Below are 17,591 nucleotides of genomic sequence, written 5' to 3' on the forward strand. Positions count from 1 at the left end.
TTGGAATTCAGTCGAATTTACGCGATGGAGCCAACACTGTCGCTTCGCCAACCAACACTTTCTTCCCGTCCACGGCGCAATGGCAATCCATTTTAACCCGGCGCTTGGAAAATTCGATGTCGGTGACTTTCACCTCGGCATAGACAAGGTCGCCGGGGCGCACGGGGGCCAGGAACTTTAACGATTGGCCCAGATATACCGTTCCGTGCCCGGGCAGTTGTTCACCGATTACCGCCGACACCAACCCGGCGGTCAACATACCATGCGCGATCCGGCCTTCAAAAATCGTATCTCGCGCATAATCATCATCAAGATGCACCGGATTGCGATCAGTAGAAACCTGCGCAAACATTTCGATATCTTCGTCGGACACAACTTTGCTCAGATAGCGGGTCATGCCAATTTCGATGTCTTCGATGCAGATTGTGCCGCGCGGTAGATTATCCAACATGTCTCACCTTCAAGCAATAAAGTAACGTCTCAATTGATGTATCGGTAACTTTATTACTTTGCAGTCGCAGAAAATCAAGTATAAATTTTCTACCGAAGGAAGCCAATTGCGTATGTCGGCGTTGATTTTTCTTTTTCTAAATAATGACTTAATGCATCTTTGTCTGGTTGAAAGCCAGTTTTGGTTTCTGATGCAGCCAGACCGCCAGAGATGAAAAGGGAATCAATGTCTTCGCCCAACGCCCCTTTGATATCGGTAAGCACTCCATCCCCGATGGCCAAAATGCGGTCATCAGGCACATCGCGTCCAAGCGCTGCCAACCGCCGGCGGGCCAGATCGTAGATCGGTGGATGCGGTTTCCCGAAATAAAGGCTCTCACCGCCCATTTCAGTATAAAGTGCCGCCAGAGCACCCGCGCACCATTCGCGCACCTCGCCCCGGTCCACGACAATATCCGGGTTCGCACAAAGCAGTTTCAACCCCTTTTGCTTTGCCAGCAGGAACTGCGGACGCATGGTCGCGGGATCGGCCATCGGATCAGTGGGGCCGGTACAGACAATCCCCTCGGCCTGATCCAACGGGACCTGTTCGATTGAGACCGGGTTTTCCAGCAAGCCGAGCGGTTCAAAAAACTTCTGATCGCGGTCCTCACCAATGAACCAGACCTTGTTGCCCACTGCGCCCCGATACATTGCGGACCGGGCTGAATCGCCCGATGTCGCTATGGTATCCCACGCATCATCCGGCACGCCGAAATGAGCCAGCTGTTTGATCACTCCGGCGCGGGGCCGTGGCGAATTGGTGACCAAGACAACTTTGCCACCCGTCTTGCGATAGACTTGCAAAGCTGCAACCGCGTCTGGCAACGCTTTTACCCCATCGTGCACGCAACCCCAAAGGTCCACAAAAAGAGCATCATACTGCGCGGAAATATCAGCGAGGGTTGCGACGATACGTGTCATGGTCAGTGCTCCGCGATTGTTACTGGGCAGCCATACGTGAAGTCGCGGGCGGATGGAACAGGGGGGGATGGCGCGGCCCAATCACGGCGCGCGCCATCCTGATCACATCTTCAGATTCGGGATGATCTGCTTTTTGCGGCTCATGATGCCGGGCAACACCACGGTATCGCCCGAAACTTCCGCGCCAAAGCTGACTTCAGCGATACGCTTGACCACATCGTTTGGCACCAAAAGCGTCGCTTCTTCGTTCAGGATATCAACAATGAACAGCAAAACCTGCGCTGCGCTGTCTTCCTCTGCAACGCCGGGCATCGCGGCCATCAACGCATCCTTGCGTGCCAAAAGGGGTGCAGGGGATGTGGTTTCTAAAACCGAAACCCGCAGATTGGTACCGTCCAGATCGAATTCCTTGCTGTCCATCCGCAACAGCGCCGTCTCAGAGAACGCAGAAACATCCGATTTAGCAGCAAACAAATCTGCCGCATAAGATGCGATATCAACACCCAGATCATCCGCAAGGGCATGCGCCACGGCGCGGTCCTCTTGGGTGGTGGTGGGGCTGCGGAATTCGAGCGTGTCAGACAAAATGCATGACAGCGCGGCACCTTTGATTTCGCGGGGGGCCTGCGCCCAATCTTTGCCAATCATCTTGTACATGATCGTTGCTGTACAGGCGAGCGGTTGGATGTTGATCTCAATCGGGCCGCGCGTTTCAAGACCTGCCACCAGTCGGTGGTGGTCGATGATGCCTGTAATGTCCGCCTCACCGATATTGTCGGGCAATTCAGCAGGGTTGTTGGTGTCTACGATCACCACCTTAGTATCTGCTTCCAAATCCGTGAGCATTTCGGGTTTGGTCAGATTCCAGTGATCCAGCATGAACAACGCTTCGGTATTGGGTTCGCCTAGCAACATTGGTTTCGCGGGCACCCCTTTTATTTCATTCAAATACCAGGCCCAGATGATCGGGCTGCCGGTGCTGTCGGTGTCGGGAGATTTGTGGCCAAATACGAGGGTGGTCATAGGGGTGCGTCCTGAAATTGAAAGAGCGGATTTTCGGGCGTTATAGCAGGTTGGGATCGCTTGTCACCCAATCGTTGCTGCAATGCGGCATCAGAGCCCAAGCTCGGCGCGCTTTTTCTTAGGAAGCGCATCAACGATCATGTCATATGAGGCGCGGATGTGGTCGCGCAGGCTGCTCTCTGACAGGCCCGGTTTGTCATACTGTTGTATCCATTTCATGCCACGTGACGCCAAATAAGGGGCAGGGCGCAAGCCGGGGCTGTCCGACAGGACCTCAAATGCCAATTCGGTCACTTTAAAGGTGAACGCATCACGCCCTTCGGCCCAACCACCAACGGCAAACAACTTGCCGCCAATTTTCCACACATCTGAATTGCCCCACTGCACCACATGGGTGGTATGGGGCAGGCTGGCACAAAACAGATTGAATTCATCACGGGTCATAGCGGCAGGTTAGGGGGTTCTCATCGGCTTGGGAATACTGATAGCTTTCCACCCATGAGCAGCGCACGCGAAACCGATCTCTATCCCCCGATCAAGTCGTTTCTGGAGGATCAGGGGTATGTCGTCAAATCCGAAGTCGGGGCGGCAGACGTGGTGGCCGTCAGGGGCGCAGAACCGCCTTTGGTTGTTGAATTGAAGCTGGGATTTTCACTGGCCCTTTTTCATCAGTGCATCGCGCGCCTTAAAGTGTCGGACGACGTGTATCTTGCTGTCGCGCGCCAATCGGGCAAGCGGTTCGCGAAGGCTGTCAAAGACAATACATCACTGGCCCGGCGGTTGGGTTTGGGGCTGATCACTGTGCGGCTGTCCGATGGGTTGGTTGAGGTACATTGCGACCCCGGACCTTATGCGCCGCGCAAATCGACCAAACGTCAGGCGCAATTGTTGCGCGAATTTGCCCGACGCCAAGGTGACCCCAACGATGGCGGCCAGACCCGGGCAGGGCTGGTGACGGCGTACCGACAGGATGCATTGAAATGCGCGCTCTATTTGTTCGAAATAGGCGCGAGTAAGGGGGCCGATGTTGCAAAGGCTGCGGGCGTGCAGCCGGCCACAAGAATCATGCGCGATAATCACTATGGCTGGTTTGAAAAGGTCGAAAAAGGGGTTTACGGGCTGACCCAAATTGGGGCAGAGGCGGTCGCGACCTCACCACGCATTCTTGGCGCGAGGTGACGAGACAAGCAGCGATTGTCGGCCGGGACCGGGAATGATTTCTGTGGGCAGGCGACCGTCCAAAGAGGGTGACGCCCTGAATCTACACGTTATTTGTAAGCGGCAAAGTCGCTATTGCTGACAACCACATGCCGTGCATCAAATCGAACTCAAACCTTTCCAAGAAATGCCTTCGATTTTTCGCAAAGGATCAGTTGACAGCCCCGTTTCTGATCCCTACCTATGCGCCGTTAGCACTCGCACATGCTGAGTGATAACGCCTGACCATTCCACACGGGCATGGCAGGCTTGGAAGGAAACTTTGAGCCTTAAGGAGCTGCAAAGATGGCATTAAAACCGCTTCATGACCGCGTGCTGGTACGCCGCACGGAGAGCGAAGAAAAAACCTCTGGTGGGTTGATCATTCCTGAGTCCGCCAAGGAAAAGCCCTCTGAGGGCGAAGTTGTCGCCACAGGCGAAGGCGCACGCAAAGACAGCGGCGAGCTGATCGAGATGGCTGTTAAAGCTGGTGATAAAATTCTGTTCGGCAAATGGTCCGGCACGGAAGTCACGCTCGAAGGTGAAGAGCTGCTGATGATGAAAGAAAGCGACATCATGGGGATCATCTCCTGAACATAGGGGATGGCGGGTTTCTAACCTGCCCACGAACGCTGACATCAATTACAAGTTTTATGGAGAGAAAATATGGCTGCTAAGGACGTCAAATTTGACACCGATGCCCGCAATAAAATGCTTAAGGGTGTGAACATCCTTGCAAATGCGGTAAAAGTCACGCTCGGCCCCAAAGGCCGTAACGTGGTTCTGGACAAATCTTTCGGCGCACCGCGCATTACCAAAGACGGTGTGTCTGTGGCGAAAGAAATCGAACTGGAAGACAAGTTCGAAAACATGGGCGCGCAGATGGTCAAGGAAGTTGCTTCCCGGACCAATGACGAAGCCGGTGACGGTACAACAACTGCAACAGTTCTGGCGCAGGCCATTGTTCAGGAAGGCCTGAAATCTGTTGCTGCGGGCATGAACCCAATGGACCTCAAGCGCGGTATCGATTTGGCAACGCTCAAAGTAGTTGAATCCATCAAAGCCGCCGCGCGTGACGTATCAGACAGCGATGAAATTGCGCAGGTCGGTACAATCTCTGCCAACGGCGAAAGCGAAATCGGCCGCCAGATCGCAGACGCGATGCAGAAAGTCGGCAACGAGGGTGTTATCACCGTTGAAGAGAACAAAGGTCTGGAAACAGAGACAGACGTGGTTGAAGGCATGCAGTTCGACCGCGGCTACCTGTCACCATACTTTGTCACAAATGCTGACAAGATGACCGTTGATCTCGAAGACGCGGTTATCCTGCTGCACGAGAAAAAGCTTTCTTCTTTGCAGCCAATGGTGCCCTTGCTTGAGCAGGTTATTCAGTCGCAAAAGCCTTTGCTGATCATCGCTGAAGATGTTGAAGGTGAAGCGCTGGCAACACTGGTGGTGAACAAGCTGCGTGGTGGTTTGAAGATTGCAGCCGTCAAGGCCCCCGGTTTCGGTGATCGCCGCAAAGCGATGCTGCAAGATCTTGCGATCCTCACAGGTGGTCAGGTGATTTCCGAGGACCTCGGCATGAAGCTTGAATCTGTGACGATGGACATGCTTGGTTCTGCCAAGAAGGTGTCAATCAGCAAGGACGAAACCACAATCGTTGATGGTGCCGGTGAGAAAGCCGAAATCCAGGCACGTGTGGCGCAGATCCGGACCCAGATCGAAGAAACCACATCTGATTACGACCGTGAAAAACTGCAGGAACGTGTTGCCAAACTGGCAGGCGGTGTTGCTGTTATCCGCGTCGGTGGCATGACAGAAACCGAAGTGAAAGAGCGTAAGGATCGCGTCGATGACGCACTGAACGCAACCCGCGCTGCGGTTCAGGAAGGCATCGTTGTTGGCGGTGGTGTTGCTTTGGTTCAGGCCGGTAAGCACCTCGAGGGTCTGAAAGGCGAAAACAACGACCAGAACGTTGGTATTTCGATTGTACGTAAGGCTCTTGAAGCGCCACTGCGTCAGATCGCTGAAAACGCCGGCGTTGACGGTTCCGTTGTTGCAGGCAAGATCCGTGAAAGCAACGACCTGAAGTATGGCTTTAACGCCCAGACCGAAGAATATGGCGACATGTTCAAGTTTGGCGTCATTGACCCGGCAAAGGTTGTGCGCACAGCATTGCAAGACGCGGCATCTATCGCTGGATTGCTGATCACCACCGAAGCCATGGTTGCAGATCGTCCATCGAAAGATGGCGGCGGCGCTGGCATGGGCGGCGGCATGCCTGACATGGGCGGCATGGGCGGCATGATGTAAATGGCGGGTTCTGCATCGCAGAACCTCCTGTTGCCTATCATTCTTTCCGTCGGGAAGTTATGAGATAGGAATATCGGCCAACGTGCTTAGATAAGAGAGGCGCGCCAACAAACGGCGCGCCTCTTTGCATTTGATCGGATGAGTTCCAGCCAAAGTGCAGTCGTCAGACCCTAGTGTTTCCGCAAATTGATGCGTCTAAACCGGCAACTCGACGATCCTCCCATACGTTTCCAGCATATCCAGCGCGATTGCGAAAGTTTCGGATGGATTTTCTTTTACAATATATCCAGCGATGTTTCGACTATAGGCGGAGCGTACATCGTCCGGGGTGTCAGATGTGGTGAAGACAAATACCACCACTTTTGAAAGCGCAGGATCAGCGCGGATGGCATCCAGAAATTCCAACCCGCCCATGCGCGGCATATTGAGGTCGAGCATGACAATATAGGGCGGCAGCCCGGCCGATTGCATTGAGCTATTTTGGAGAAAATCAAGCGCGTCCTGACCATCAACACAAATCTCAGTGTCGTTGACGATCTTCAGTTTTCGCATGGCGCGTTGCATGGCCATAACGCTTACCTTGTCGTCATCAACGATCAGAAATTTCGCCTCTCGGGTACGTTTATGCATCGGTCTTTCCTTTTGTTAGCCGCTCAGGCGGCCGCAGCGCTGGTTTGGTTAACGGTCATTCTTTGGGTCTGAAACAATGGCAGCGTAATGTTGAACGAAGTCCCGCGCCGGACAGTTGGATCCGAGGTCATCTCAATCTGCCCTTTCCTGCGGGAGACCAGCTTTTTGACGATGGCGAGCCCCAGACCACTGCCTTCGACGTCGTCGCGAGATCGCAGTGTTTGAAACAGCTCGAATACCCGCCCTTGATAGCACGCCTCGATCCCCGGCCCGTCGTCCGCGACAATCAGGACGAGCGCGTCATTCTTGATTTCAGCCGACACAGTTATTTTGCCTTCAGGGCGGTCATGATGCTTGACCGCGTTGTTCAAGAGGTTGCCAATGATTTGCTGCAGCGGTGTCAACTGGATCAAAATATCGCCATCGAAACCCTGATACTGAATGTGATAGCGGTTGTCCGGATCAGCAAAAAGCGCCTGCTCTTTTACAAGTTCGGTTAAGTTGACAGCTTCGGCATCAGGTTCGTTTTGACCGACACGTGCATAGGACAGCAGATCGTAGAGCAGTTTTTTCAACCGCTCGACCCTTTGTTGCAACAGGGCCAGGTATTCATGGCTTTGTTCACTGAGAACGCTGTCCTCATCCTCAATGGCCCAAATGGCAAGATCATGAATAGCGTGCAGGGGGGATCGCAGGTCGTGGGCCGCAATATAGGCAAATTTTTCCAGCTCAATGTTCGACCGCTGAAGGTCTTCGGCGTTGTTTCTGAAAATCACAAGCGCGCGGGCCATGTCGCCCAATTCATCTGGTCCAGATACTGAAATAGAGTGATCAAGCTCACCTTTGGCAATGGCTGACACTGAATTGTTCAACATCTGAATTCTTTGGTTGAATTGCCGATTTATGACAATCTCGTTGGTCAACGCGACTGTAATCAGAACACCCAGAAACGCGCCAGCGACAACCCAGGCAAGTTGGTAAACAGCCAAATTCAATTGCTTTGATGTGCTGTCGAGCTTCAGTAGCGTTCGCGCGACCAGATCGTCGGACATGTTCGAAATTTCAGGGATCAAGCGCAGATGTGTCGCACGATTTGCCTCGAATTCCTCCTGGAACTTCTGTTGCGACTGAAGTCGGGCAAATATGCCTGCATCTCTGGAGACGATGTCACGCAACATTGATATCTGGCTTGCAAGATCACGCCGCGCAGCACTTGGCGGTAAATATGACAGCCGATTGATGATATCACTCAGCTTTGCATTTATCTGTAGTGGAACTCTGTCGGACTTCGCCGATCCATTTGCCTCAACTTGGCTTCTGATCATCGAAATAACGTCATCAAGACCAAAACTGATCGCGTTTACATTCAACGAAGCGACAAAAAGTGGGTCTATCCGATCATAGCGCGCCCTGACGTCAAATTCATTCACAGATTGTGCCGTGCGGATCAGATCATCCATCTGGTTTGTGAAGTCGAAAGCGAAATCATCAAGGATACGGTGGCTCTTGACCTGGAGAACCAAGACCCGCCCAAGAGTTTCCTGAATTTGGTCCTGGAGTGCAAAGAGCTCAGACTTTTGCTCAAGAACATGCAACGACGATGCTTCTGCAACGTCCAGCTGCCCTGCCAGATCGGTTGCCACCTGTCCGGAAATGTCGAAATTGTTCAACGCATTGAGGTTCTGACGAACGATTTCGGTCTTTCTTCTAATCTCAGACTTCGCATTGATCAGATCGGAAGCAGATTGGTATGAAGTGATGTTCTCTAGCACCAAGAACATTGCGCTCAGACTTCTTTCTGTACTTTGCGCAACAGTCAGCATCGGCAGGGCAGATGTGCTTAACTCATTGTGCGCATTGAGAATTGTCTTGGCTTGAAGCATGGCGGTGATGCCAGCAACGGCTGTTACCAACCCAATCGAGATAAACACAATCCGCAACCGGATTGCGATTCTATGGGTCTGGTCAAACAGACCTGTCTTTTGTGAATGCAGCTTTCTCATGGGATTTGCTTAAGGCGCGTCGATTAAGGTCATCTTAAAAAATCGACTTTAGATACGCAGCAACCCAAAGGATGTGTTTTATGCCGCCAAATGTTTCGTGTGTCCCCATCTTAACCCGCCGTTCTGCTGTTGCTGGGGCAATAGGCTGCGTTGCGACGCTTGCATGTGGCGTGTCCCCGAACGCCGCGAACAGCGGGCCAATTGGTGAATCTCTTGACCAAAAGGTGGTTCGAACGGTACGGGCGAAATATCCAAATTTCTCGAGATCACTGGCCGTGCTTATCCCAAATGGCTCTCGCGCAAATCTAACACCGCTGGTCGCTGCGTTTGAAGCGGCTACAGCGGTGAAAATCGAGCTGTTTGAAGTCGATACCAATGGTATCAATGCGGAGTTAATGCTGGACACTATGGTAGATGGCCGCAGGTATGACGTTGCTTTACCAGCCACTTTCGGACTGTCAGACCTGATTTTGGCGCAAGCGGTTCAGCCACTCGATGCATTCCTGCAAAGTTATGAGCCAGGCGATTTTCGGCAAGACATTCTGTTTGATATCGGAGATCATTCAGAAGGGTCCACGTTTGGTTTCCAGACCGACGGTGACGCCTATTTAATGTTCTATAACAATGGAATGTTGAACAATGCGGATTTCCAAAAGGCCTATCAGGATCAATTTGGCATAGACTTGTCCTTGCCCCTGACCTGGACCGAACTTGACCGACAAATGGCGTTCTTTCACGACCCAGATCGGGGAAAATTTGGCGGGGCGTTGTTTCGGACGCCCCAGTATTTGGTTTGGGAGTGGTGGCTGAGGCTCCATGGTAAAGGGGTCTGGCCCCTGTCGCCGGAAATGACCCCGCAGATATCAGGTGATGCAGGGGTCTCGGCGCTCGAAGAGATGATCACGGCGACCAAACACCTGGTTCCCGGCTCGGATTCCCGGGGTATTTTCGAGAACTGGGAAAGATACGGACGCGGCGATATCTATGCAAACATCGGCTGGGGAGGCACACAAAAATACCTCAATGGCCCAAAGTCGAACGTGCGTGGCCAGCTGTCGTTTGGCCCGACGCCTGGTGGTCAATTTGGTGAAAAAATAGTGCCGATGCCCTACTTCAATTGGGGTTGGAACTATGTTGTCAGCACTGCGTCTGCGGACCCGGAGTTGGCGTATCTGTTCTGCCTTTTTGCGTCCAGCCCGACCATGTCAACACGCGCTGTCCGGCAAGTGGATGGGTTTTTTGATCCCTTCCGACCCGAGCACTATGCCGACGCCGGGATTATTGAAGCCTATTCAAAACCGTTCCTGAAAGTGCACCGCGCAGCGCTGGAAGGGGCGATTCCAGATTTTTATCTAAAGCGCCAATCCGAGTACTTCAGCGCCTTGGCCGCAGGATTGGATGAGGCGTTACAAGGAGAGGTCACGCCGCAGATCGCCCTTAGCCGGGTGGCACAAAGCTGGGAATTGATCACCAGTCACACAGGCCGCGCAGGTCAAATCTCTCAATGGCAGCGGCTGCGTGCGCAATATCCGGCGGCAGTGCGCGCTGTTCTGCATGACTTGGTTTAGCATGAAAAATTTTCAGAATTGATCATCAACGCTAGCGATCGTTTTTTCTGCATTAAGGGAAATTCAAGATTGGCCCACTAACCAGAGTATACCCAAGAGCGAAGGCAATCGGATGCAAGCGAATTCCCCATCAGCCCAAACTGCAATACAACAAGATACGCGGTCACAAGTAGGTCCATCCCAGGATATGGAGGATTTTATCTATCTGATCAGCCACGATGTGCGCAGCTCTGTGAGGGCATTGCTTGAGTTACCACAATGGATTGCCGAAGACCTTGAAGAGGCTGGATTCAAAGTCGATGGTCAGGTGGCGTCATCCATCGAACTGATGAACCGCCACACCGGTCGGCTGGACCGTATGCTTGTTGACTTGCTGACATTCTCGCGCATTGGCCGGATGCAATCTGTTTGTTCTGTTGATTTGGAAACGGCCCTTGACGAGGTCATGGAAGAAATCAAACTTCCGTCGGGGTTTACGCTCATACGTGCGCTGGAATGTGAACATATCCTCATTGGTGATCGTGATATTCTAACTTTGTTCAACGCACTGATTACAAATGCGATCAAACACCATGAAAAGTCGACGGGTCGGATTGTTGTCGCATCGCGGCGCGCAGGTCCTGAGATGATCATTTCGGTTTGTGATGACGGTCCGGGCATCCCTGAGGAATTTCATGACCGGATATTGGGTCCAATGACGACCCTACGCCCCCGCGACGAGGTCGAAGGCAGCGGAATGGGGCTGGCGAATGTGAGCAAGATTGCAACGCTCTATAGGGGCACAGTGGCGGTGCTTCCGTCGTCGTACGGATGCGGCGTTTGCATCGAAATCAAATTGCCGGGCAACATTTCCGTTGCTTGATCCTGAACGGCGACTTTTAAGAAAATGGTTGGGAAATCAAGCAATCTGGGCGGCTTTCGTTAATAATTTCTCATGTTACGTGATGCACGCTCAAGCATAGATTTTTGATTTGGATGAGTGGGAAAATGTTTCAAGAAATGCCGTCAAACGAAATAGGGCCGATTGCGATGCCTCCGCATAAACCTATCCGCGCATTGCTATTGGACGATAGCAATTTCGACCGTGAACGGATCAGACGGATGAGCAGCAAGACGGAATTGGGCGTCCATCTGGACGAGGTGGGCAGCATTGAGGAACTCGATACTGCCGTACGGCGGGCCAGCTATGATTTGATCATGATTGATTATCGCCTGCCGGTTGGCGATGGCATGAAAGCCTTGTCTCACATCCTGGATGATCCATTGAACCGGGATGCGGGCAAGATCATGATCACCGGTGACGCGGCGGTCGATACGGCTGTGCAGGCCATGCGCGGGGGGTGTCATGATTTTCTGACCAAAGAAAGCATGAATACTGATATCTTGCGCGAGGCAATGCTCAACGCGATGACCGTTGCGCGGCAGAGAATACAGATGCAAATGCAAACTGAACATCAACGCGACATCATAAGGCAGGGTTTGATTGCGGCGCTGAATGATACTGAGATTCAAGGAAATGTGGTGTCCATGATCCGCCAACAATTGGCGCAGACGCCTGGTAATCAACCCAGACCAATGCCAGGGTTGGATGTCAGTGAGATCGACGCTTTGTTGGCTGGCTTCGCAGATGAGGATGAATTCGTATTTCATTGACCTAAATCGGGCTGCATGAAAGCTGAATTGCCTCTTGGCGGGTGATTTTAGAACAGCTAAGCCGTAACCATGCAACTCGCTATTCTGACCTTTTTCACGATGGTAGCCTTTGCCGCTAATTCCATCCTGACACGGACGGCGATTGATGGATCCCATATTGACCCATCCGGATTTGCCATTGTCAGGGTTCTCTCAGGTGCCGTTGTGCTTGGGATGATAATTAGCGTCCGTGGTGGGGGCCTCCCATTGCTGCGACGCAATCGTCTTCCCGGCGCTGCAAGCCTCACGGTATATATGATTGCTTTTTCTTTGGCATATCTGACGCTTGACGCCGGATTGGGCGCGCTGATCTTGTTTGGCGTGGTTCAGATCACAATGCTCGTGCACGGTGCCTTTTGGGGTGCCACGCCCACCCGACGTCAAATCACCGGGGCCGCCATCGCGTTTGTCGGGCTGTTGATCGCATTATGGCCAGGGCCCGGTGGGACGACAGATCCGGTTGGCGCAACACTGATGGTTTTTGCCGGCTTGGGTTGGGCGATCTATACGATCATTGGCCGTACTTCGTCTGATCCGCTGGCCGCAACATCTGCGAATTTCTTACTTTGCTTGCCGCTGATGCTGATCTTTCTCGCTGGAACGGGCCTTACGTTCAGTGCAATTGGCATAGCGCTGGGTGTTGTCTGCGGGGGGCTCACATCCGGTTTGGGTTATGCTTTGTGGTACTCTGTATTGCCAAAACTGGATGGCGCGACGGCTGCTATTGTTCAACTCAGCGTTCCGATTATTGCCATTCTCGCCGGTGCCGTGTTTCTGGGTGAGGGGATCGGCCTGTTGGTGATCCTGTCGGCGTCTCTTGTGGTTGGTGGCATTGGTTGGGCGGTCAGCGCACGATCTCTTCCAAGGGATCATACATAACCGCACCCGCGTCACCAAATGCAACGGCACGCAGGCTATCAGGTTTGTGGTGCATATCCTTAAGTTCCGCCGCCGTCACCCAGCGCCACTCGGACACGATGGCTTCTTTGTCTTTCCAATCAGGATCAACTTGCGCTGATCCATCCACCACGCAGTGAAAGTAGATGTCGACCTGATGAAAGCCGCTGGCCGGGTCATGGAATTCATTCACCAAACAGGGCGCGCCCACTGTGATGTGCAGTCCGGTTTCCTCAAAGACTTCGCGGCGCAAGTTGTCGGGCAATGACGCGCCGGTTTCCACACCCCCGCCCGGCGCGCACATCAATGCACTTTGCCCATCAGGATAGGCATTGACCAACAACAACCGCCCCTCATGTTTCAAAATGGCACGCACGGCAACACGCGGAGATTTGAGGCGCATGGTCAGACTTTCGCTAGGTAATTGCGGACCAGCATTTCACAGCCCGCCAATTCAGTCTATCTGATGTGCTATGTATATCCGCATCATCCTCATTGCCGCGTCATTTTTGTGCTTGCCGCTTGCCGCGCAGTCACAAGAACGCTGCGTTGTCTTGCTGCATGGGTTGGCACGGACAGAAACGTCTTTTGCTCTGATGGAAGCCGCGTTGGAAACCGAAAAGTTTCGCGTGGTGCGCCCCGGTTATCCATCCACCGAGGCACCGATAGAATCACTGGTGAAACAGACTTTGCCGGATGCGGTCGCAGAGTGCGGAACAGACAAGGTTGATTTCGTGACCCATTCGATGGGGGGCATTCTGGTCCGCCAGTGGGTGGCGGAGGTGGGCGCGTCGCGCGTTGGGCGTGTTGTGATGTTGGCACCGCCCAATCACGGTAGCGAAGTTGTTGATGAGTTAGGTGACATCGGCGCATTCGACTGGATCAACGGCCCGGCAGGCGCGCAGATGGGAACGGGACCAGACTCGTTACCGCGCAAATTGCCCCCCGCAAATTTTTCATTGGGCGTGATAGCAGGGTCGCAATCGCTCAACCCATATTTTTCGAGCGTGTTGCCGGGTGCCGATGATGGCAAAGTTTCGGTGGAATCCACCAAATTGAAGGGCATGACAGATCATCTGGTGTTGCCGGTCACACATACCTTCATGATGAACAACCCGCGGGTCATCGCGCAAACGATGGCCTTTCTGAACACCGGGCATTTCGTTCGCAACATGACGTTTATCGACGGTGTTTTCGACTCCCTGGGGTGTCCCAACGGCGATTGTCTGCCGGGGATAGATGGTTCCGATGAGAAGCCTTGATCTCATAGGTGCCGAGGTGCTGACGCCCGACGGCCTGCGCCGCGACACCTTGTCTTTTGCGGACGGCCTGATTGTTGCCGACCCTGTTGGACATGCCGTGGACCTGCAGGGTTTCATGGTACTGCCGGGCATCGTCGATCTTCATGGCGACGCATTTGAGCGGCATCTGGCACCGCGCCGGGGCGCAATGAAGCAGATGAACGAAGGCCTGATCGCCACGGAGGCAGAATTGGCCGCGAACGGTATTACCACGGCAGTTTTGGCCCAATTCGTCAGTTGGGAAGGCGGGCTGCGCGGGCTTGAATTTGCCGACCAGGTATTCTGTGCGCTGCGTGACACGGCCCCAAGCCTGTTGACCGACATGCGCGCCCAGCTCAGGTTTGAGACCCATCTGCTTGATCTTTACGCGACATTGCCCGAGCGGTTAACGGCGTGGGATGTGTCTTATGTGGTATTCAACGATCACCTGCCACACGAGCGCCTTGAGGCGGGCAAAACACCTAAACGCATGGTGGGTCAGGCATTGAAAGCAGGGCGCAACCCGCAAGACCACCTGTCGTTGATGCAGGACCTTCATGCGGTCAGCGGTGATGTACCCGCAGCACTTGATGGTCTTTGCGCCGCCTTATCAGCGGCTGATGTGCGCATGGGGAGCCACGATGACCAGCTTGCCGAGACACGCGCGCTGTGGCGTTCGCGCGGGGTCAAGGTCGCTGAATTTCCAGAAACCCATGCCTCGGCAGAGGCCGCGCATGATGCGGGTGATTTTGTTGTCATGGGGGCACCGAATGTGGTGCGGGGCGGGTCACACAACGGCAATCTGTCCGCGCTTGATCTGATTTCAATGGGAATGTGCGATGCGCTGGCGTCCGATTATCACTACCCCTCGCCGCGCCGCGCTGCGTTGATGTTGGCCGATGCCGGGGTCATGGACCTTGCGGCCGCTTGGCGGCTTATTTCGGCCGGGCCTGCAAAGGTTTTGGGGCTGACGGATCGCGGCGAATTACGCAGCGGGCTTCGGGCAGACTTTGTGGTGCTGGATGCGAAAACCCGGCGGGTGGCGGCCAGTTTCGTGCAAGGGCGGCCGTCTTACATATCGGGGGCCATCGCCGATCGGTTTATTCGTTAGCGTACTTGTCTGGTCCTGTGGGGCCCGAGTAACGAAATTCAGCGCTTGATCCGGTTCACATGGCCCATTTTGCGGCCCGGTTTGGTTTCTGACTTGCCATATAGGTGGACCGCTGTATCGCTTTCCCGGGCAAGGGCCGGAACCCGGTCCATATCATCCCCAATCAGGTTTTCCATAACCACATCTGCAAAGCGCGTGCCGTCCCCCAAAGGCCAACCGGTGATCGCGCGAATGTGCTGTTCGAACTGATCGACGGTGCAGCCATTTTGCGTCCAATGACCAGAATTGTGCACGCGCGGGGCGATCTCGTTTACGATCAGCTCTTGCCGAGTGACGAAAATTTCGACACCCAAAACGCCGACATAATCAAGCGCATTCAATATCTTGGCTGCCATCAGAACCGCATCTGTGCGCTGCGCTGTACTCAGTCGCGCAGGGACTGTTGTGGTGTGCAAAATGCCGTCCCGATGTACGTTTTCACCAGGGTCAAAGCAGGCGACATCGCCCGTTGAACTGCGTGCGGCAATCACCGACACTTCATGCGTGAAGTCCACAAATCCTTCAAGGATCGCTGGTGCGCCGTTCATCTGAACCAATGCGGGTGCCGCATCATCTGTGCTGCGCAAACGCGCCTGCCCTTTCCCGTCATAGCCCAGCCGCCGGGTTTTCAGGATCGAAGGGATGCCGATGGACCGCAGTGCAGCGTCCAGTGCAGCCGCATTGGGAACGTCCGCAAACGGTGCCACCCGCAGCCCAAGATCCTGCAAGAACATCTTCTCTGTCAGGCGGTCCTGTGAGATGCGCAATGCCTCACGTCCGGGGCATATGGTGGCATGGGCTTCGATCACATCAAGCGCTGCCGTGGGGATGTTTTCAAATTCAAATGTGACGATATCACAAGATTTTGCAAATGCCGTAAGGGCGGCATGGTCGTCATAGGGTGCTGTTGTCAACGCATGCGCCACGTCGGCAGCAGGCGGGTTTGATCCGGGTTCAAAAATGTGGGTCTTGAAACCAAGGCGCGATGCGGCAACCGACAGCATGCGCCCAAGTTGTCCGCCGCCAAGAATTCCGATGGTACTGCCAGCAGGCAAAAGATCACTCTTCACGCGGCACCTCGGGGATTGAGGCGCTCAGGTTTTTGCGCCAGACGTCGAGCCTTGCCGCCAGCTCCGCGTCATGCAGCGCCAGAATACCAGCGGCCATCAATGCTGCGTTGGCGGCCCCCGCTGCACCAATTGCCATCGTCGCGACAGGATAGCCTTTGGGCATCTGAACAATCGAGTAAAGCGAATCCACACCCGACAACGCTTTGGTCTGGATGGGTACACCAATCACGGGCACCCGCGTTTTGGACGCCATCATGCCCGGTAAATGCGCGGCACCTCCGGCACCGGCGATGATCACCTGAAGACCCCGATCTACTGCCGTTTTGCCATAACCCCACAGCCGGTCCGGTGTGCGATGCGCCGACACGATGCGGGTTTCGTAAGGAACGCCCAGTTCATCCAGCAAGGTCGCTGCCTCGCGCATGGTCGGCCAGTCAGATTGGGAACCCATGATAATGCCAACGGGAGGAGTGGTCATGCAATTACGGCCTCTTGGTCGTGGAATGAGCGCGCACTATACCCATGCGCGCTTGGGTGGCAATGTGCGGTTTTAGGCGATGATGTCCGGGGTCAACCGGTCTTCAATCTGGGCAATCATATCTTTCAGCCGCAATTTGCGTTTTTTCAGACGTTGCAGGGTCAACTGATCACTGGTGCCACGGTCAACCAATGCCCGAATGGCCTCATCCAGATCGCGGTGTTCGCGGCGGAACACCTCAAGCTCGACGCGCAATACATCGTCGTTTTTCATGGAAAGATCGTTTGGGGCATTCATATGACAGGTGATTCCGTTGGCACGTGATCCTGCAACATACGCGTTAGGCATCAATGCGCATAGCCCTTGCGCAGAACCATTCGCCTCCCCATATTCTATTCAAGGGTCGCCGATTGCGGGGCCATAATTCTGACTGTCGCTTGAGATGATAAGGACGTGTCGTATGACGAAACTAACGCTGGCCTCTTATCCACATATGTTGGGTTTTGAGCAACTTGAACGGGTGCTGGAACGTACTGCCAAAGGGGGCAACGAAGGCTATCCGCCATTCAACATCGAACAAACCTCCGATTTTAGCTATCGCATCACGCTCGCGGTGGCCGGATTTGCCGATAGCGATTTGTCGATCACTGTTGAGGACCGTCAATTGGTCATCCGTGGTCGTCAAACAGATGACAGCGCGGACCGCGTATTTTTGCACCGAGGCATCGCCGCGAGGCAATTCCAGAGGTCATTTGTTTTGGCTGATGGCGTCGAGGTCGGCGAGGCACTGATAGAAAATGGGTTGCTGCACGTGGACTTAACCCGCGCCAAGCCAGAGACAGTTGTACAGACTATAAAGATTAAGAAAGGGTAA

20 protein-coding genes are annotated in these 17,591 nt (G+C 54.0%); 10 read left to right on the plus strand and 10 right to left on the minus strand.

The window, feature by feature from the left end; genetic code table 11:
• Positions 1-7 precede the first annotated feature (7 nt).
• From C1J02_RS03670 to C1J02_RS03685, 4 genes are all read right to left on the minus strand, one after another.
• The gene (locus C1J02_RS03670) at positions 8-451 is read right to left on the minus strand and encodes a MaoC family dehydratase (RefSeq protein ID WP_114877250.1); all 444 of its coding nucleotides are present in this window, start codon (positions 449-451) and stop codon (positions 8-10) included.
• A gap of 89 nt (positions 452-540) precedes the next feature.
• Entirely contained in the window at positions 541-1,413 is an 873-nt protein-coding gene (locus tag C1J02_RS03675) for a TIGR01459 family HAD-type hydrolase (RefSeq protein ID WP_114877252.1), read from the minus strand.
• A gap of 102 nt (positions 1,414-1,515) precedes the next feature.
• A complete protein-coding gene (locus tag C1J02_RS03680; protein WP_114877254.1) occupies positions 1,516-2,436 on the minus strand; it encodes a manganese-dependent inorganic pyrophosphatase in 921 nt (306 codons plus the stop codon).
• Positions 2,437-2,526: 90 nt separating this feature from the next.
• A complete protein-coding gene (locus C1J02_RS03685; RefSeq protein ID WP_114877255.1) occupies positions 2,527-2,880 on the minus strand; it encodes an MmcQ/YjbR family DNA-binding protein in 354 nt (117 codons plus the stop codon).
• 54 nt (positions 2,881-2,934) lie between these two features.
• Between C1J02_RS03685 and C1J02_RS03690 the strand changes: the two genes are divergently transcribed.
• From C1J02_RS03690 to groL, 3 genes are all read left to right on the plus strand, one after another.
• Positions 2,935-3,615, plus strand: a complete 681-nt coding sequence (locus C1J02_RS03690; protein ID WP_114877257.1) for a DUF2161 domain-containing phosphodiesterase — start codon at positions 2,935-2,937, stop codon at positions 3,613-3,615.
• 324 nt (positions 3,616-3,939) lie between these two features.
• Positions 3,940-4,227 (plus strand): co-chaperone GroES, encoded by a 288-nt coding sequence (locus C1J02_RS03695; protein WP_114877259.1) that lies wholly within the window; start codon positions 3,940-3,942, stop codon positions 4,225-4,227.
• 72 nt (positions 4,228-4,299) lie between these two features.
• Positions 4,300-5,949, plus strand: coding sequence for a chaperonin GroEL (gene groL, locus C1J02_RS03700; protein WP_114877261.1), 1,650 nt, complete (start codon positions 4,300-4,302; stop codon positions 5,947-5,949).
• Between the two features lie 195 nt (positions 5,950-6,144).
• Here groL and C1J02_RS03705 read toward each other — a convergent pair whose 3' ends face one another.
• Both C1J02_RS03705 and C1J02_RS03710 read right to left on the minus strand, forming a co-directional pair.
• Positions 6,145-6,579: a response regulator gene (locus C1J02_RS03705; protein ID WP_114877263.1), complete on the minus strand. Its 435-nt coding sequence runs from the start codon at positions 6,577-6,579 to the stop codon at positions 6,145-6,147.
• 23 nt (positions 6,580-6,602) lie between these two features.
• Positions 6,603-8,582 (minus strand): ATP-binding protein, encoded by a 1,980-nt coding sequence (locus C1J02_RS03710; RefSeq protein ID WP_114877265.1) that lies wholly within the window; start codon positions 8,580-8,582, stop codon positions 6,603-6,605.
• Positions 8,583-8,662: 80 nt separating this feature from the next.
• Between C1J02_RS03710 and C1J02_RS03715 the strand changes: the two genes are divergently transcribed.
• From C1J02_RS03715 to C1J02_RS03730, 4 genes are all read left to right on the plus strand, one after another.
• On the plus strand, positions 8,663-10,150 hold the full coding sequence (locus tag C1J02_RS03715) for an extracellular solute-binding protein (RefSeq protein ID WP_114877267.1): 1,488 nt from the start codon (positions 8,663-8,665) through the stop codon (positions 10,148-10,150).
• Between the two features lie 187 nt (positions 10,151-10,337).
• Entirely contained in the window at positions 10,338-11,012 is a 675-nt protein-coding gene (locus C1J02_RS03720) for an ATP-binding protein (protein ID WP_162798219.1), read from the plus strand.
• A gap of 167 nt (positions 11,013-11,179) precedes the next feature.
• A complete protein-coding gene (locus C1J02_RS03725) occupies positions 11,180-11,803 on the plus strand; it encodes a response regulator (protein WP_302622762.1) in 624 nt (207 codons plus the stop codon).
• Between the two features lie 69 nt (positions 11,804-11,872).
• The gene (locus tag C1J02_RS03730; RefSeq protein WP_114877273.1) at positions 11,873-12,721 is read left to right on the plus strand and encodes a DMT family transporter; all 849 of its coding nucleotides are present in this window, start codon (positions 11,873-11,875) and stop codon (positions 12,719-12,721) included.
• Here the strand turns inward: C1J02_RS03730 and C1J02_RS03735 are convergent.
• Positions 12,687-13,142, minus strand: a complete 456-nt coding sequence (locus tag C1J02_RS03735) for an NUDIX domain-containing protein (protein ID WP_114877274.1) — start codon at positions 13,140-13,142, stop codon at positions 12,687-12,689. The two genes, C1J02_RS03730 and C1J02_RS03735, sit on opposite strands and share 35 nt — an antisense overlap.
• A 70-nt stretch (positions 13,143-13,212) precedes the next feature.
• Between C1J02_RS03735 and C1J02_RS03740 the strand changes: the two genes are divergently transcribed.
• Positions 13,213-14,001 (plus strand): alpha/beta fold hydrolase, encoded by a 789-nt coding sequence (locus C1J02_RS03740; RefSeq protein WP_114877276.1) that lies wholly within the window; start codon positions 13,213-13,215, stop codon positions 13,999-14,001.
• Entirely contained in the window at positions 13,988-15,130 is a 1,143-nt protein-coding gene (locus C1J02_RS03745; protein ID WP_114877278.1) for an alpha-D-ribose 1-methylphosphonate 5-triphosphate diphosphatase, read from the plus strand. Before C1J02_RS03740 ends, C1J02_RS03745 begins: the two co-directional genes overlap by 14 nt.
• A gap of 38 nt (positions 15,131-15,168) precedes the next feature.
• On the opposite strand, the gene C1J02_RS03750 is transcribed toward C1J02_RS03745, so the two are convergent.
• From C1J02_RS03750 to C1J02_RS03760, 3 genes are all read right to left on the minus strand, one after another.
• Positions 15,169-16,239 (minus strand): 5-(carboxyamino)imidazole ribonucleotide synthase, encoded by a 1,071-nt coding sequence (locus C1J02_RS03750; protein WP_205389855.1) that lies wholly within the window; start codon positions 16,237-16,239, stop codon positions 15,169-15,171.
• Positions 16,229-16,717: a 5-(carboxyamino)imidazole ribonucleotide mutase gene (gene purE / locus C1J02_RS03755; RefSeq protein WP_114877280.1), complete on the minus strand. Its 489-nt coding sequence runs from the start codon at positions 16,715-16,717 to the stop codon at positions 16,229-16,231. Before purE ends, C1J02_RS03750 begins: the two co-directional genes overlap by 11 nt.
• A 72-nt stretch (positions 16,718-16,789) precedes the next feature.
• Positions 16,790-17,014: a YdcH family protein gene (locus C1J02_RS03760; protein WP_114877282.1), complete on the minus strand. Its 225-nt coding sequence runs from the start codon at positions 17,012-17,014 to the stop codon at positions 16,790-16,792.
• Positions 17,015-17,177: 163 nt separating this feature from the next.
• Between C1J02_RS03760 and C1J02_RS03765 the strand changes: the two genes are divergently transcribed.
• On the plus strand, positions 17,178-17,591 hold the full coding sequence (locus C1J02_RS03765) for an Hsp20 family protein (RefSeq protein ID WP_114877284.1): 414 nt from the start codon (positions 17,178-17,180) through the stop codon (positions 17,589-17,591).

Origin of the sequence: Sulfitobacter sp. SK011 (assembly GCF_003352065.1) — a bacterium.
Taxonomy (GTDB): Bacteria; Pseudomonadota; Alphaproteobacteria; order Rhodobacterales; family Rhodobacteraceae; genus Sulfitobacter.

Excerpts from the sequence above, each read along its gene's own strand:
- C1J02_RS03670 (WP_114877250.1), bottom strand. The coding sequence starts at position 451 with ATGTTGGATAATCTACCGCGCGGCACAATCTGCATCGAAGACATCGAA.
- C1J02_RS03675 (WP_114877252.1), bottom strand. The coding sequence starts at position 1,413 with ATGACACGTATCGTCGCAACCCTCGCTGATATTTCCGCGCAGTATGAT.
- C1J02_RS03680 (WP_114877254.1), bottom strand. The coding sequence starts at position 2,436 with ATGACCACCCTCGTATTTGGCCACAAATCTCCCGACACCGACAGCACC.
- C1J02_RS03685 (WP_114877255.1), bottom strand. The coding sequence starts at position 2,880 with ATGACCCGTGATGAATTCAATCTGTTTTGTGCCAGCCTGCCCCATACC.
- C1J02_RS03690 (WP_114877257.1), top strand. The coding sequence starts at position 2,935 with ATGAGCAGCGCACGCGAAACCGATCTCTATCCCCCGATCAAGTCGTTT.
- C1J02_RS03695 (WP_114877259.1), top strand. The coding sequence starts at position 3,940 with ATGGCATTAAAACCGCTTCATGACCGCGTGCTGGTACGCCGCACGGAG.
- groL (WP_114877261.1), top strand. The coding sequence starts at position 4,300 with ATGGCTGCTAAGGACGTCAAATTTGACACCGATGCCCGCAATAAAATG.
- C1J02_RS03705 (WP_114877263.1), bottom strand. The coding sequence starts at position 6,579 with ATGCATAAACGTACCCGAGAGGCGAAATTTCTGATCGTTGATGACGAC.
- C1J02_RS03710 (WP_114877265.1), bottom strand. The coding sequence starts at position 8,582 with ATGAGAAAGCTGCATTCACAAAAGACAGGTCTGTTTGACCAGACCCAT.
- C1J02_RS03715 (WP_114877267.1), top strand. The coding sequence starts at position 8,663 with ATGCCGCCAAATGTTTCGTGTGTCCCCATCTTAACCCGCCGTTCTGCT.
- C1J02_RS03720 (WP_162798219.1), top strand. The coding sequence starts at position 10,338 with ATGGAGGATTTTATCTATCTGATCAGCCACGATGTGCGCAGCTCTGTG.
- C1J02_RS03725 (WP_302622762.1), top strand. The coding sequence starts at position 11,180 with ATGCCTCCGCATAAACCTATCCGCGCATTGCTATTGGACGATAGCAAT.
- C1J02_RS03730 (WP_114877273.1), top strand. The coding sequence starts at position 11,873 with ATGCAACTCGCTATTCTGACCTTTTTCACGATGGTAGCCTTTGCCGCT.
- C1J02_RS03735 (WP_114877274.1), bottom strand. The coding sequence starts at position 13,142 with ATGCGCCTCAAATCTCCGCGTGTTGCCGTGCGTGCCATTTTGAAACAT.
- C1J02_RS03740 (WP_114877276.1), top strand. The coding sequence starts at position 13,213 with ATGTATATCCGCATCATCCTCATTGCCGCGTCATTTTTGTGCTTGCCG.
- C1J02_RS03745 (WP_114877278.1), top strand. The coding sequence starts at position 13,988 with ATGAGAAGCCTTGATCTCATAGGTGCCGAGGTGCTGACGCCCGACGGC.
- purE (WP_114877280.1), bottom strand. The coding sequence starts at position 16,717 with ATGACCACTCCTCCCGTTGGCATTATCATGGGTTCCCAATCTGACTGG.
- C1J02_RS03760 (WP_114877282.1), bottom strand. The coding sequence starts at position 17,014 with ATGAATGCCCCAAACGATCTTTCCATGAAAAACGACGATGTATTGCGC.
- C1J02_RS03765 (WP_114877284.1), top strand. The coding sequence starts at position 17,178 with ATGACGAAACTAACGCTGGCCTCTTATCCACATATGTTGGGTTTTGAG.